The sequence below is a fragment of the Streptomyces sp. DH41 genome (assembly GCF_029813785.1).
Classification (GTDB): domain Bacteria; phylum Actinomycetota; class Actinomycetes; order Streptomycetales; family Streptomycetaceae; genus Streptomyces.
This window is the reverse complement of sequence record NZ_JARVKY010000005.1, coordinates 38,949-53,587: the sequence shown is the minus strand read 5'-3', so window position 1 is coordinate 53,587 and position 14,639 is coordinate 38,949. Positions and strand designations below refer to the sequence as shown.

At 69.3% G+C, this 14,639-nt stretch carries 9 protein-coding genes; 4 read left to right on the top strand and 5 right to left on the bottom strand.

Translation table 11 applies throughout. The features are described from left to right. The 3 genes from QC283_RS10865 to QC283_RS10855 all read right to left on the bottom strand — a co-directional run bounded on the left by QC283_RS10865 (position 1) and on the right by QC283_RS10855 (position 3,487). Positions 1 to 936 (bottom strand): carbohydrate ABC transporter permease, encoded by a 936-nt coding sequence (locus tag QC283_RS10865; protein ID WP_279561212.1) that lies wholly within the window; start codon positions 934 to 936, stop codon positions 1 to 3. Between the two features lie 65 nt (positions 937 to 1,001). Then, positions 1,002 to 2,306: an ABC transporter substrate-binding protein gene (locus QC283_RS10860; RefSeq protein ID WP_279561211.1), complete on the bottom strand. Its 1,305-nt coding sequence runs from the start codon at positions 2,304 to 2,306 to the stop codon at positions 1,002 to 1,004. A 146-nt stretch (positions 2,307 to 2,452) separates the two neighbouring features. Then, positions 2,453 to 3,487 (bottom strand): LacI family DNA-binding transcriptional regulator, encoded by a 1,035-nt coding sequence (locus QC283_RS10855; protein WP_279561210.1) that lies wholly within the window; start codon positions 3,485 to 3,487, stop codon positions 2,453 to 2,455. A gap of 269 nt (positions 3,488 to 3,756) precedes the next feature. Between QC283_RS10855 and QC283_RS10850 the strand changes: the two genes are divergently transcribed. Both QC283_RS10850 and QC283_RS10845 read left to right on the top strand, forming a co-directional pair. Continuing rightward, positions 3,757 to 6,690, top strand: coding sequence for a GH32 C-terminal domain-containing protein (locus QC283_RS10850; protein WP_279561209.1), 2,934 nt, complete (start codon positions 3,757 to 3,759; stop codon positions 6,688 to 6,690). Between the two features lie 201 nt (positions 6,691 to 6,891). Further along, entirely contained in the window at positions 6,892 to 10,146 is a 3,255-nt protein-coding gene (locus QC283_RS10845) for a GH32 C-terminal domain-containing protein (RefSeq protein WP_279561208.1), read from the top strand. Positions 10,147 to 10,155: 9 nt separating this feature from the next. Here the strand turns inward: QC283_RS10845 and QC283_RS10840 are convergent, their stop codons facing one another. Continuing rightward, a complete protein-coding gene (locus QC283_RS10840; protein WP_279561207.1) occupies positions 10,156 to 10,599 on the bottom strand; it encodes a hypothetical protein in 444 nt (147 codons plus the stop codon). A gap of 516 nt (positions 10,600 to 11,115) precedes the next feature. Then, on the bottom strand, positions 11,116 to 11,799 hold the full coding sequence (locus tag QC283_RS10835) for a GntR family transcriptional regulator (protein ID WP_279561206.1): 684 nt from the start codon (positions 11,797 to 11,799) through the stop codon (positions 11,116 to 11,118). Positions 11,800 to 11,907: 108 nt separating this feature from the next. Between QC283_RS10835 and QC283_RS10830 the strand changes: the two genes are divergently transcribed. Together QC283_RS10830 and QC283_RS10825 are read left to right on the top strand one after the other, a co-directional pair. Beyond that, on the top strand, positions 11,908 to 13,074 hold the full coding sequence (locus QC283_RS10830) for a mandelate racemase/muconate lactonizing enzyme family protein (protein ID WP_279561205.1): 1,167 nt from the start codon (positions 11,908 to 11,910) through the stop codon (positions 13,072 to 13,074). 180 nt (positions 13,075 to 13,254) lie between these two features. Then, entirely contained in the window at positions 13,255 to 14,628 is a 1,374-nt protein-coding gene (locus QC283_RS10825) for a cation:dicarboxylate symporter family transporter (protein ID WP_279561204.1), read from the top strand. The last annotated feature ends 11 nt before the right edge of the window (positions 14,629 to 14,639 follow it).

Genomic DNA, 14,639 nt, shown 5'->3' with positions numbered 1-14,639 from the left:
TCAGTCCTTCTCCCGGGTCAGGAAGCGCTGGACGAGCGACACGGTCAGGACGAGTACGAAGAAGACCAGCGAGATGGCTGCCGCGTAGGCGGTCTGCTGCTGGTCGTAGCCGGTGCGTACGGCCTGGTAGACGACGGTGGTGGTGGAGTCGAGCGGACCGCCCTGCGTCATGACCCTGATCTGGGTGAAGAGGCTGAACGCCGCGATCGTGATGGTCACGAGCACGAAGGTGCGCGTGGCGCGCAGCCCCGGCCAGGTGACGTGGCGGAAGCGGTGCCAGGGTGTGGCGCCGTCGATCTCGGCGGCCTCGTACAGCTCGGCGGGGATGGTCTGCAGGCCGGCCAACCAGATGATCATGTGGAAGCCGACGCCCTGCCACACCGACATCAGGATGATGGCGGGCATCGCGGTGGACGGGTCGCCCAGCCAGTCCGGGCCCTGGACGTGGCCGAGGGTGAGTGTCGAGATGACGTGATTGACCAGGCCGTCCTTCCGGTAGAGGAAGGTCCACAGGAGGGACACCACGACCATCGAGGTGACGACGGGCAGGAAGTAGACGGTGCGGAAGAAGTTGACGCCCCGTACTTTCGCGTTGACCAGCAGCGCCAGGACCAGGGCGAGGCCGGCCTGGAGCGGGACGACGACGGCGGCGAAGTACGCGGTGTTGCGCAGGGACTTGTAGAAGACCGGGTCTGCGAAAAGCCGGGTGAAGTTGCGCAGGCCCACGAAGCGGGCCGGGGTGGGCGAGATGAGCCTCGCGTCGGTGAAGGCCAGGGCGAAGGCGAGGGCGACCGGTACGACGAGGAAGACGATCAGCAGCACGACGGCCGGGGTGGCCATGCCGAGGGCGGTGAGGCTCTCACGGCGACGGGTGTTGGTCGTTCGGGTTCGCCGGACCGGGCGCAGCCGCTGAGGGGCTGCGGTCTTGGTGGTCACGGTATCTCCAGGGAGCCGGTCCGGTTCGGGCGGCGCGGTCGGGGACCGAACCGGACCGGGACGGGTCAGCCTGAGTAGTTGTTGTTCGTCTTCAGGTTGTTGTCGATGTTCTTCGCGGCCTGACCGAGAGCGTCCTCGGGGTCGGCGCCGGCCAGGATGTCCTGGGCCGCCTTCTGGAACTCGGTGGAGATGTACGGGTAGGCCGGGGTGACCGGTCGCACCGTGGCGTACTCGCGCGCGAACTGGACGAGTACCTCGAACTTGCCGCCCGGCTGGTAGTCCGCGATCCGCCGCGCGGCGGCGTCCGTGGCGGGGATAGTGCTGGTGGCCTTGGCGTAGTCGACGAAGTACTTGGTCTGGCGGGAGAACTTCAGCCACTCCTGCGCGCCGTCCTTGTTGGAGCAGGTGGAGCTCATGGCCCACTGCCAGGAGGCACCGCCGATCTTGGGCCCCCCGCCGAAGTCGACCGGCGGGATGATCGCCAGGTCGTCGCCGAGCTTCTCGGCGTTCTTGGCAGCGTTCCAGCTGCCGTCCCACTGGATGGCGCTCTTGCCGGCCAGGAAGTCCTTGTTGGGGTCGGCTCCGGACTTCTTCGCCATGTAGCCCTTGGTCACCAGCGAGCGGAACCAGTTGCCCCACTCGACGGAGTCCTTGCCGTCGAGGGTGCCGGAGGCGGTCTTGTAGCCGTCGCGGTCGATGAGGTCGCCGCCGAAGCTCTGCAACTGCGGCGAGTAGGCGTACGGCCACCACTCGCCGGTGCCGCCGGTGCCCATCTCCAGCGGGTACTCGAACTTCCCGCTCTTCTTCAGCTTGGCCAGCGCGGTGTCGAACTCGCCCCTGGTCCAGGGCTTGTCCATGGTGGGGATACGGATGCCGTGCTCGTTCAGCACGGACTTGCGGGCGAAGAAGGACAGGGAGACGTCGTAGAAACCGAAGGAGTACAGCTGGTCCTTGTACGTTCCGACGGTGCTGGCGAGCTGGTCTTCCACCGGCACCTCGCTGCCGGAGACGTCGATGGGGGCCAGATAGCCGCCCCAGGCCCAGTTCGCCACGTTGGGGCCGTCCACGTCGAGCAGGCAGGGCAGCTTGCGGGCCGAGGCGGCGGCCACGACGGAGTTGTTGTAGTCGGTCTGCGGGAACGACTGGAGCTCGACCGTGTACTTGTCCTGGGAGCCGTTGAAGTCCTCGATGATCTTCTTGACGACATCGAGTTCGGCCGAGTTGCCGGCGTTGTGCGTCCACAGGGTCAGCGTGTCGCCGCTGGCTCCGGACGAGCTCCCGCCACTGCCGGACGCGCACCCGGCGACGAGCGCGGTCGCCGCCGCGGCGGCTACACTCGCAAGCGCGAGGCGCCTTCTTCTGAACACCACGAGGTTCCTCCATCTCACGGAGGCGGGTCTTGCAGGACCCGCCCTTGGCGACCGGTTGCGACGGTCGCCGTTCTTGGTGGCCGTCCCGCCGTCCGCGCCGGAATCATCGGAGCGGGCGGCGGGACGGCTGTCTTCGGATGCCGGTGTCACTCCCCGGCGGGGGCACCGAGGGAGGCGCGCTCCCGCAGTGGCATGGGCACGCGGTGTACGGCCGCTTCGAGCGGCCCGCCGCGGAGGATCAACTCCACGGCGAGGCGTCCGAGCTGGTAGTGCGGCAGCTTCAGTGTGGTGAGGGCCGGACGCAGCACGGACGCGATGTCCTGGTCGTCGAAGGAGATCACCGACACGTCGCCGGGCACCGACAGCCCCGCCTCACCGAGCGCCTGGTAGGCGCCGAAGGACACCCGGTCGGCCAGGCACACCAGCGCCCGGGGACGGGTCCCAGCCGCCAGCAGGGCGGACACCTCCCGGTAGCCGTCCAGCGTGTCCCAGTCGCTCTCGATGACGCCGTCCAGGTGGGCGCCGCCCTCGCGCAGTACTTCCTCCAGGCCGCGCATGCGCTCGTTGCCGGCGATGATCCCCTCCGGCGTGGCCGGGACGGCCTGGTGGCCGCCGATCGCCCAGATGCCCCCGGTGTGGCCGGCCGCGAGCAGGGCGCGGGCCGCGTCCCGGCCGGCCTCCAGTTCGTCCGGGACGACGGAGGGGGCGTCGAAACCCGGGGCCAGGCAGTTCAGCAGCACCACCGGGCGGCCGAACAGCTCCTTCGGCGGGGTCACGTAGCGGGTGAACATGGATGCGTAGATCACGGCGTCGACCTGGCGGTCCAGCAGGGCGTGGACCAGGGACGACTCGGCGGCGCGGTCGCCGCCGGCCTCTGTGATGAACAGCAGGTGGTCCTGCTCGCGGGCGGCCTCCATGGCGCCGCGGATGACGTCGCCGGCGAACGGCGTGGTGGTGATCCGGTCCGATACGAGCCCGATGGTCTGCGTGGACTTCGTCCGGAGGCTGCGCGCGGTGACGTTCGGACGGTAGCCCAGTCGCCTGGCCGCTTCCAGAACCCGTTCCCGGGAGGCGTCCGAGATGCGCATGTCGGTGCGGCCGGACAGGGCGAACGACGCGGTCGTCGGCGACACGCCCGCCTCGCGGGCGACGTCGGCCATGGTCACGCGGCGTTCGGACATCAGTGGATCAGCTCCGCTCGGCTAAATCGGATTAGCAGGACGCGATGAGAGTGCTCCACCTGTCATGCGCTGTCAATACCCCGGACATCTCGCCTACGTAACAGTGGCGATCTATGGCGATTCATCCGCTGTTGGGCAACGCGAAGTTGAGATCCGTGTGCGTTAGCTCTTGCTTTAGCGGAGACGGCGCGCGAACCATGCCGATCCATCACCTAAATCGAATTGGCATCCCGTCAGGTCGCCGTCCGTCACCCATCCCAGGAGCCAGCATGAGGAGAAGAACCGCGCTCGCGGTCGTGTCCGCCGCCGTCGGCGGCGCCGTCGTGCCCCTCTCGTTCTCGCCCGCTTTCGCCGCCGCCGGCGGTCGGTCCGGCCCGCAGAAGCCCACCGCCCGCTGGGACTTCGACGAGCGGTCCGGCACGGTCGCCCGCGAGGCGGTCTCCGGATCGGCCACCCCGGTGGAGTACGTCTTCAACGACGCCCGGTACAAGCCCGACAGCGACCCCGTACGCCGCCGTGGCGTACGCGGGCGGGCCCTGTACTTCGACGGCTGCTCCACCTACGTCACCGCCGAAGGGCCGGGCAAGCTCGACCTCGCCGACGGCGTGACCGTCGACGTGTGGATCGCCCCGTACGCCTACGAGCACGGCATCGACGGCAAGCCCCAGGCCCTGGTCAACCAGCACGACCCGGGCGCCAGGACCGGCTTCCTGCTCGGACTGCGCCGCTTCGGGCAGATCGTCTTCCAGCTCGGCTTCGGCACCGACCTGATCGAGGTCAAGGGCGCCCCGGACCGTCCGGCCGCCAAAGGCCGGTGGAGCCACGTCGCGGCCACCTACGACCCGGCCGCCCACCAGCTGCGTCTCTACCTCGACGGCCGCCTGATCGGCACCGCCACCACCCCGGACAAGGCCCCCGAACCGGCGTCCGGCGAGCCTCTCCTCATCGGGAAGCACAACCACCCGACCCTGCTCAACGGCGAGTTCCACGCCAACATGTACATGGGCCTGATGGACAGCCTCGTCATCCGCCCGGGCGCCCTGGACGACGCGACGGCACAGCGCGAGCACTCCGAGAAGACCGCCGCCCTGCCCGGTCACCGCGTGCCCCGCCCGGACCTGGCCCCCCACCGGACCCGCTTCGACGGCGACCGGCACCGCCCCCAGTTCCACATGCTGCCGCCCTGGCACTGGATGAACGAGCCGCACGCGCCCGTGTACTTCAAGGGCAAGTACCACATCTTCTACCAGCACGACCCGCTCGGACCGTTCTGGGGGCAGATCCACTGGGGGCACGCCGTCAGCACCGACATGGTGCACTGGCGCGACCTTCCCATCGCCCTCGCCCCCGCCGCGGACTCGCCCGGCCCGGACGGCATCTGGTCGGGCTCCGCCTGCGTCGACGGCGACCGCGGACCAGTCCTCTTCTTCACCGGCGGCGACGACCGCCTGCCCTACCGCCAGCGCACCGGCCTCGCCCTGTCCACCTACCAGGCCGACGGTGACACCGACCTGCCCACCTGGACGATGCGCTCCGAACCGGTCACCGAAGCCCCGGCCGGTCTGCCGGCCGGCCCGGGAACCGCGTGGGCGGAGAACTTCCGCGACCCGTTCGTCTGGGAGGAGGACGGCGTCTGGTACCAGCTCGTCGGCAGCGGCATCGTCGACTACGACGGCGCTCAGGTCACCCGCAAGCATGGCGGAACCGCTCTCCTCTACACGGCCCGCCGGCCCGAGGGGCCCTGGACCTACCAGGGTCCGCTGCACTGGAACGACCTCGCCAAGGTGCCCGAGCCCGGTGAGGTGTGGGAGCTGCCGGTGCTCCTCCCGCTTCCCGGCCCCCGCGGCCGGCGCACCGGAAAGCACATCCTGCTGATCTGTCCGTGGTGGGAGGGGTTCAACCCGAACGCCGTCAAGCACACGTACTACTGGATCGGCACCTTCGACAAGCGCGAGCACCGCTTCGTGCCCGACCACGACAAGCCCCGCGAGTTCGACTTCGGCGAGCACTTCACCGGCCCCTCCGGCTTCGTCACCCCCGACGGCCGGTCCGTGATCTTCAGCATCACCCAGGACCGCCGCACCGAGCAGCAGCACGCCCAGTCCGGCTGGGCGCACAACGCCGGCATGCCTGTCTCCGTCTCCCTGCGCCAGGACGGAACCCTCGGGGTCGAACCGATCGCCGAGGCCGCCGGTCTGCGGGGCAAGCGACTCGCCCGCATCCGGCAGACCTCGGTGGCGGAAGCGAACCGGCGGCTCGCCGCAGTCTCCGGCGACCTGCTCGACATCAGCGCCGTCATCGAACCGCGCGGCGCGCGCACGATCACCCTGGCGGTACGGGCCTGCGCCGACGGCACCGAACAGACCCTGCTGACCTACGACACGGCCGAGCACCGCTTCCTGATCGACCGCGGTCGCTCCAGCCTCGACCCGGACGTCCGCAAGGGCGTCCACGGAGGCAACGTCGCACTCGACGGCGGGCGCCTCGCGCTCAGGGTCCTGCTCGACCGCTCGATGCTGGAGGCGTACGTCAACGGCACCCACAGCATCACCAGCCGCGTCTATCCCACCCGCGAGGACGCCACCGGCCTGCGGCTGACCAGCGAGGGCGGATCGGCCCGTGTCGTGTCCCTGGACGTCTGGCGCATGAACGGCGCCTACGACACGCCGGCCGTGCCCGCCGCGTACGACCCGCCGCGCCCGGCGGACGTCGACGCGCTGCCCAACCACGACTTCGCCACCGGCGACCTCACCGGATGGACCGTCGTCTCCGGCACGACCTTCGGCGACGCCAACGTCACCACCCGCACCGACTGGGGCTGGGGCGGCCCCTTCTACCAGGCCGAGACCGAAGACGACCCGGCAGGCCACCACCTGTGGGGCTTCAACCCGGACGCGGGCGGAGACGACGCCACCGGCGTCCTGCGCTCCACCACCGTGCTCCTCGGCGGAGACGGTGTGATCGACCTGCTCGTGTCCGGCGGCAACGACCCCGACCGGCTCTACGCGGCGGCCGTCCGCGCCGACGACGGCAAGGTCCTGGCCAAGGCCACCGGCCGTAGCACCGAGCAGTACCACCGCGTCGTCTTCGACCTCTCCGCCCACATCGGCGACCGGATCTACATCGAGGTGGTCGACCGGGCCGACGGGGGCTGGGGTCACATCAACGTCGCCGACGTCAACGTCCCCGTCCGGCGCTCCTGACCCCCGATTCCGGCCCGATGCACGCGCCGACGGGCGGACCGTGCCGCGCCGAGGGCCGACGTCCTTTCCGCCCGATCAACCAACCCCACACCGACGGAGGTTCGCATGCGAACCCGTGCACCATCGAGAGCCGCGACCAGACACAGTCTGGTGCGTCTGCTGCTCGCACTCGCGATATGCCTGGGCCTGACATCACCCCTGATGACGCAGACCGCAGACGCGGCCGAGACCAGCCTGTCCAACCCCGACTTCGAGTCCGGCGACCTCAGCGGCTGGACCACCACCGGAACCGCCTTCACCGGAGCGGTCACCGACGACCCGGGCTGGGGCTGGGGCTGCTGCTTCAACCAGCAGGGCTCCTACCACCTGTGGGGGTTCGCCGCGGGCGGTGACGCCGCCACCGGGACGGCGACGTCCGAGCCGTTCACCCTGACCGGTACCGGCATGGTCAGCGTCCTGGTCTCCGGCGGCCGTGACGAAAACGACCTGTACGCGGCCCTGACGACCCGCGACGGAACCATTCTGCACAAGGCCACCGGCACCGACGACGAGGCGTACCGACGCGTCACCTGGGACGCCCGCGCGCACCTGGGCAAGCAGCTGCGCGTCACCGTCGTGGACAAGGCCACCGGCGGCTGGGGCCACATCAACCTCGACGACGTCCGCGTCGGCACCGACCCCGCACCCACCGCGGCAACCTTGTCGAACCCCGGCTTCGAGACCGGCGACCTCAAGGGCTGGACCACCACCGGAACCGCGTTCAACGGTGCCGTCACGGACAAGACCGGCTGGGGCTGGGGCTGCTGCTTCAACCACGCGGGCACCCGCCACCTGTGGGGGTTCGCCGCCGGCAGCGACGCCCTCACCGGGACGGCGACGTCCGAGCCGTTCACCCTGACCGGTACCGGCATGGTCAGCGTCCTGGTCTCCGGCGGCCGCAACGAGAACGACCTGTACGCGGCCCTGACGACCCGCGACGGAACCATTCTGCACAAGGCCACCGGCACCGACGACGAGGCGTACCGACGCGTCACCTGGGACGCCCGCGCGCACCTCGGCGAGCAGCTGCGCGTCACCGTCGTGGACAAGGCCACCGGCGGCTGGGGCCACATCAACCTCGACGACGTCCGCGTCGGCACCGACCCCGCACCCGATCCCTCTCAGCGGGGACTCGCCGCCCACTGGGACTTCAGCGAGGGGAAGGGGACCACGACCAGGGAGAAGGTCAGCCAGGCCGCCGACCCCATCAGCTACGTCTTCAACGACGCGCAGTACAAGCCCGACAGCGGCCCGCTCTGGCGCCCGAAGGACGAAGCCGACGGGGTACTCTCCGGCGCCCTGTTGTTCGACGGCTACTCCACCTGGGTCACCCGCGCCGCAGCCCAGACGCAGCTGCCCACCGACGGCCTGACCGTCGAGGCGTGGGTCGCACCGCGTGCGTTCGAGTGGGGAGACGAAGGCAAGCCGTCCGCCGTCGTCAACCAGCACGACAAGGCGGCCAAGCGGGGCTTCTCCCTCGGTGTCGGCCGGCACGGCAGGTGGCAGTTCGGCATCGGAACCGGCGACGCGTGGCACGAGGTGACGGTCCCGAAGCAGGCGGCCCTGGCCGCGGGCGAGTGGGCGCACCTGTCCGCCGTGTTCGCGCCGGGCGAGGGCGCGATCAGGCTCTTCCTCAACGGCGAACAGGTCGCCCAGACCACCGTCCCCACCGGCGCACGGCTGGCCAAGGCCGACGTCCCCCTGATCATCGGCCGTCACAACCAGCCCGCCATCATCAACGGCACGTTCGCCGTCAACATGTTCAACGGGCTCATCGACGAGGTGAAGGTCCACAACAGCGCCCTCACTCCGGCGTCGGTCACAGCCGGCCACCAGAAGGACGTGCAGACCTTCGCGGGCGGCATCACCCCCAAGGCCCGGATGGAGATGGACCGCTCCCGGTACGACGGTGACCGCTACCGTCCCGGCTACCACTTCACCGCCCCGAACCACTGGATGAACGAGCCCCACGCCCCCATCCAGTACAAGGGCAAGTACCACCTCTTCTACCAGCACAACTCCCACGGCCCCTACTGGCACAACATCGCCTGGGGACACGCGGTGAGCGAGGACCTGGTCCACTGGCGCGACCTGCCCGTCGCCCTCGCGCCCACCGAGGACAGCGTGGCCCCCGACGGGGTCTGGTCCGGTGACGCCGCCTACGACGAGAACGGCGTGCCCGTCCTGCTGTTCACCGCCGGCAACGACTCCCAGCGCCCCAACCAGGCGACCGGGCTCGCCCGCCCCGTCGACCCCGACGACAGCGACCTGGTCGAGTGGAAGATGCACCCCACCCTCGTCACCAGCCAGACCGCCGACCTGGACGTCGGTGCCGGACACAAGGTCCGCTTCGGCGACTTCCGCGACCCCTTCGTCTGGAAGGAGAAAGACACCTGGTTCCAACTGATGGGCTCCGGCGTCCAGACCACCGACGGCAAGGACGTCGGCGGCACCGCCCTCCTCTACACCTCCAAGAACCTCACCGACTGGACCTACTCGGGTCCCCTGATGACCGGTGACGTGGCGGCCCACCCCAAGACCGGCCAGGTCTGGGAGCTGCCCACTTTCCTGCCCATCGGCAAGGACGCCCAGGGCCGCGAGCGCCGGGCCCTGCTCGTCAACCCGGCCTTCCCCTCCGGTCCCGGCGAGTACAGCAGCAAGTACGTCTACTACTGGGTCGGCACCTGGGACGCCCAGACACGCCGCTGGACCCCCGACACCACCGAACCCCGGCTCATGGACTACGGCGACCACTTCACCGGACCCAGCGGAACGGTGGACGACAAGGGACGCTCCCTCGTCTTCAGCATCGCCCAGGACCGCCGCACCGAACGCGCCCACTACGACGCCGGCTGGGCCCACAACGCGGGCCTGCCCATCGAACTGTCCATGCGGCCCGACGGCGACCTCGGATTCCGCCCCGTGGAGGAGGTCTCCCGCCTCCACACCGGGGAACCACTCCTGGACATCAGCACGCCGACCTCTCTCACCGACGCCAACACCCGACTGGCCGGCATCAAGGGGGACATGCTCCATATCAAGCTCACCTTGGAACGCGGCAGCGCCGACACCTTCGGCCTCGACGTGCTCCGCAGCCCCGGAGACGAAGAACGCACCCGCCTCTTCTACGACGCCCCCGCCGGACAGCTGGGCGTCGACCGGACACGCTCCGGGAACAACTCCAGCGCCGAACCCGGCTTCGGCATCCACAAGGGCCCGCTGGCTCTCTCCAACGGCACCCTGACCCTCGACGTGTTCCTTGACCGCTCGATGGTCGAGGCGTACGCGAACAACCACAAGTCCATCACCACCCGCGCCTACCCCTTCCGCCAGGACTCCCTCGGCCTGCGTCTCTTCGGCGACGGCAGCACCGTCAAGTCCATGACCGTCTGGAAGATGGGCAACATGACCGACTGATCCAGGCGCTCAACCACACACTGGGACGACAGCCCGGCCCATAACGGCCGGCGCAGCCCCGAGCTCCTGGGCTCGGGGCTGCAGGCGTTCATTCGTCGCGTAGTTCACGGCTTGAACAGCGTCCTGCTCGGCGACGGCGACGGCGAGGGACCCGAGTACGAAGTCCGAGGAGAACAGGATCGAGCACCTCCCGACCGAGAAGGAACCTCCCGCGGCCGAGAAGTACTCGTGGATCAGATCTCCGCTCGGCCCTCCCCCGTGCCTACACCGCCGCTTGGTCCTGGCGGCGGCCGGCCACACCGGGCAAGCGAATGGGCCGACGCCCCCGGCCGCCCCCTCGAAGACCAGCTCGCCGAAATCGCCCAAGAGGTCACACTCCGCGGCGAAGCCGTCGCTGCCTGTTCCACCCTGCGCCCCGACCCTCCTGCACGGGAAGACGGCCTTGTCCCCCAAGCCCCCCATGGTTCGTCACCAACCGCACCCCGGCTGACACGGGCCGCCTCCTCGCCGACTTCGCAGCGGCTCTCCGCTGGGCGGCGCTGCCGAAGAACTTCGCCTCGCGCTGCGCGGCTGATTCCGCACCCCGCTCCGGACGCCACGTCGGCCGGGGGCACACTCTTCCCAAGGCTCACGAGCATCGACAGCGGAGTCACCGTCCTGGTGGGCGCCGAACGGGGCGCCTACCCCTACGCCAACTCCGTCCTCGTCCGCGGCACCGCAAGAACCTGGTCTTCGTGAGCCACGCACACGAGGACCACGTCGCAGGTATCGCCGACTGCGACGTGCCCGTCTGCATCCACGAACAGGACTTGGCCGCGCTGAGGTCGCAGGAGGTCATGGTCAACGGCTACGGACTGCCTCCGGACGCCACTGAGCGTACCCACGCGGTGTTGCGCGACCATTTCACGTGCGGGACCGTCCCGATGCGATCGCCGAGAGTACTCCAGCTGACGGATGTCCATCAGCACCTCAGCCGGTACGGGCGCCTTCACGGTCTTCCAGGGCGCTGATCGCGTTGGCGGTGAGGCTGTGGGTGATGTGGTCGCGCATCAGCTGAGCGGCCTCGGCGGCCCGGCCGTCCTCGATGAGGTCGACGAGCTGGTGGTGCTCCTGGAGGTCGCGGGTGCGGGGTTCGTCGCCGGGCGGGAGTTCGAGACCGAGGCGCCGGTAACGGTCGGACTTGTCCCACAGGTCGTCCAGCAGGCGGATGAGGACGTCGTTGTGCGAGGCGCGGTAGAGCGCCTGGTGGAAGGCGCGGTGGGCCGTGAGTGCCTCCTCGCCCCACAGGCGGGTGACGGGCAGCAGCCGCGTGACGGCGGACCGCATGACGGCGATGTCCTCGTCGGTGCGCCGCCGGGCGGCGAGTTCCGCGGCCGTGGGATCCAGGGACAGGCGAACCTCGAACAGCTGCCGGGCCTCGTCCGAACTCATGGTGGACACGCGGACGTCGCGATGCGTCTCGACGGTGACCAGGCCCTCGCTGCTGAGGCGGCGGATGGCCTCGCGCAGTGGCGTGATGCTCATGTTCAGCGACTCCGCGAGGTCGTACTGCGCGAGCCGCGTCCCGGCGGGAAGCGTCCCCGACAGGATCTGTCCGCGCAGTTCCGCGTAGGCGTAGTCACTCTTGCTGACGAAGAGATTCGTGTCGGCCATCGCCCCCCGAAAATCCTTCCCGGGTGCTCGCACCCCTCTTGACAGTTCCCATCGCGTCACCTCAGCCTAACACCGACGCAACTTATAAGATATGAGAAAGGCGCGGTCGTGAAGATCACCAACGTGTACGAGGGCGTCGTCCCGATCAGCTCCTCGATCCGCAACGCCTGGATCGACTTCAGCTCCATGGACTGCTCGATCGTGGCGATCGAGAGCGACGTCATCCGCGACGGCAAGCCCGTCGTCGGTTACGGCTTCAACTCCAACGGCCGCTACAGCGCCGGCGAGATCCTGCGTCGCCGGATCCTGCCCCGCCTGACCGCCGCCGAGCCCGGCAGCCTCCTGGACGAACAGGGCCGCTTCGACCACGCCAAGGCGTGGGACGTGATGATGAACAACGAGAAGCCCGGCGGCCACGGCGAGCGCTCCGTCGCCGTCGGCGTCGTCGACATGGCCCTGTTCGACCTCGCGTCCAAGATCGAAGGCAAGCCGCTGTACCGGTACCTGTCCGAGCGCTACGGCGACGGACAGCCCGACGACTCCGTCTTCGTCTACGCCGCCGGCGGTTACTACGCGCCCGGCAAGACCCTGACCGACCTCCAGGACGAGATGCGCGGCTTCCTCGACCTGGGATATGACGTCGTCAAGATGAAGATCGGCGGTGCCGACCTGGTCGAGGACCTGCGCCGCATCGAGGCCGTCATCGACGTCCTCGGCGGTGACGGCTCCCGCCTCGCCGTCGACGTCAACGGCCGCTTCGACCTCAGCACGGCGCTGGAGTACGGCCGGGCGATCGAGCCCTACGGCCTGTTCTGGTACGAGGAGATCGGCGACCCGCTCGACTACCACCTCAACGCCACCGTCGCCGAGCACTACGCCGGCTCCATCGCCACCGGCGAGAACCTCTTCTCCCTCCAGGACGCCCGCAACCTGATCCGCTACGGCGGCATGCGCCCCGACCGCGACACCCTCCAGTTCGACCCCGCGCTCTCCTACGGCCTGGTGGAGTACCTGCGCATCCAGGACATGCTCAAGCAGCACGGCTGGTCCTCCCGGCGCTGCGTCCCGCACGGCGGGCACCAGTTCTCCCTGCACATCGCCGCCGCCCTCAAGCTCGGCGGCAACGAGTCCTACCCGGGCGAGTTCCAGCCCACCGGAGGCTTCGCCGACGACGCCGTGGTGGAGAAGAGCCGCGTCGGCCTGACCGACATCCCCGGCATCGGCTTCGAGGGCAAGGCCGCCTTCTACAAGGTGCTGCGCGACCTGCACAGCTGACTGTCACCGCACTCACACACCGCACCGTGACGCGCCCGCCGTCGGCGAGCGCCGTCCGCCGGCGCAGTTCCATCGAAGCGCCACGTACGACCACGGGGGACGCGAGCCGCTTCGCGTCCCCCGCGCACACCCCCCACGGGACAGGGCCAGACACGATCGTCGTGCAAGGGAGCACCCTCGATGACATCCGCTACTACTGCCGCCGGCCGCCCGCAGCGGTCACGGCTGAACCGTCTGATACGTGAGCTGTGGTTCCAGGTCGTGCTGGGCGCGGTCCTCGGTATCGCCGTCGGTATCCTCGCCCCCGGGCTCGGCAAGGAACTCAAGCCGCTCAACGACTGGTTCATCGACCTGGTCAAGATGATCGTCGTCCCGGTCGTCTTCTGCGTGGTCACCACCGGCATCGCCTCCATGGACAACCTGCGCAAGGCAGGCCGGATCGGCGTGAAAGCGATCGGCTACTTCCTGGTGCTGTCGCTGCTGTCCATGCTGATCGGACTGGTGGTCGCCAACATCTTCCAGCCCGGCTCCGGTCTCCACGTCGATCCCTCCTCACTCAACGCGGACGACGTACCCGAGACCGCCGCCGAGCACGCCACCTTCACCGGCTTCATCTCCTCACTGATCCCCACCTCACTGCTGGGCGCGATCACCGGTGACGCCATCCTCGCCGCGCTCATGGTCTCCATCGTCTTCGGCGTCGCCCTGAACATGGCCGGCGAGGACGGCGCACCCCTGACCCGCGGGATCAAGGCCCTCTCCGACGTCGTGTTCCGCATCGTGGGCTGGGTGATGTGGCTGGCACCGCTGGGCACCTTCGGCGCCCTGGCCACCGTGGTCTCCACATACGGCGCCGAGAGCCTCAAGCAGCTCGGCTACCTCATCGTCCTCTTCACCGCGACCTGCATCGTCTACGTCGTGGTCGTCCTCGGCGCCATCATGCGCGCCTGCCGCCTGAGCCTGTTCGGCCTCATGCGCTTCCTCAAGGCCGAACTCCTCGTCGCCCTGAGCACCTGCTCCAGCGAAGCCGTCCTGCCCCAACTGGTGCGCAAGCTGGAGACCCTCGGCATCGGTCGCCCGGTGGTGGGCATCGTCATCCCCTCCGGGTTCTCCTTCAACCTGGACGGCTCCGCCGTCTACCTCACCATGGCCTCCCTCTTCCTGGCCCAGGCCATGGGCATCGACCTCTCCTGGCAGCAACAGCTGATCATGGTCGGCGTCATGATGCTCACCAGCAAGGGCACCGCGGGCATCGCGGGCGGCGCGTTCATCGTCCTCGCCAGCACCGTCACCGCCGTCGGCCACGTTCCCCTGGCCGCCCTCTCGCTGATCGTCGGCATCGACCGCATCCTCAACGAGGGCCGCGTCTTCATCAACGTCCTCGGCAACGCCGTCGCCACCATCGTGATCGGCAAATGGGAGAAGGACCTCGACATCGACAAAGCCCGCACGATCTTGAAGTCCCGCACCCCAGCGGCAACCGCACCCGCCGACACCGAAGCCGGAAGCAAAACCGGCACCGACACCACCACAAAGGTCGGCGCCGACACCTGACCTCCCCCACC

Coding starts and splice junctions, on each gene's coding strand:
- QC283_RS10855 (WP_279561210.1), bottom strand. CDS start 3,487: ATGTCCGAACGCCGCGTGACCATGGCCGACGTCGCCCGCGAGGCGGGC.
- QC283_RS10850 (WP_279561209.1), top strand. CDS start 3,757: ATGAGGAGAAGAACCGCGCTCGCGGTCGTGTCCGCCGCCGTCGGCGGC.
- QC283_RS10845 (WP_279561208.1), top strand. CDS start 6,892: ATGACGCAGACCGCAGACGCGGCCGAGACCAGCCTGTCCAACCCCGAC.
- QC283_RS10835 (WP_279561206.1), bottom strand. CDS start 11,799: ATGGCCGACACGAATCTCTTCGTCAGCAAGAGTGACTACGCCTACGCG.
- QC283_RS10825 (WP_279561204.1), top strand. CDS start 13,255: ATGACATCCGCTACTACTGCCGCCGGCCGCCCGCAGCGGTCACGGCTG.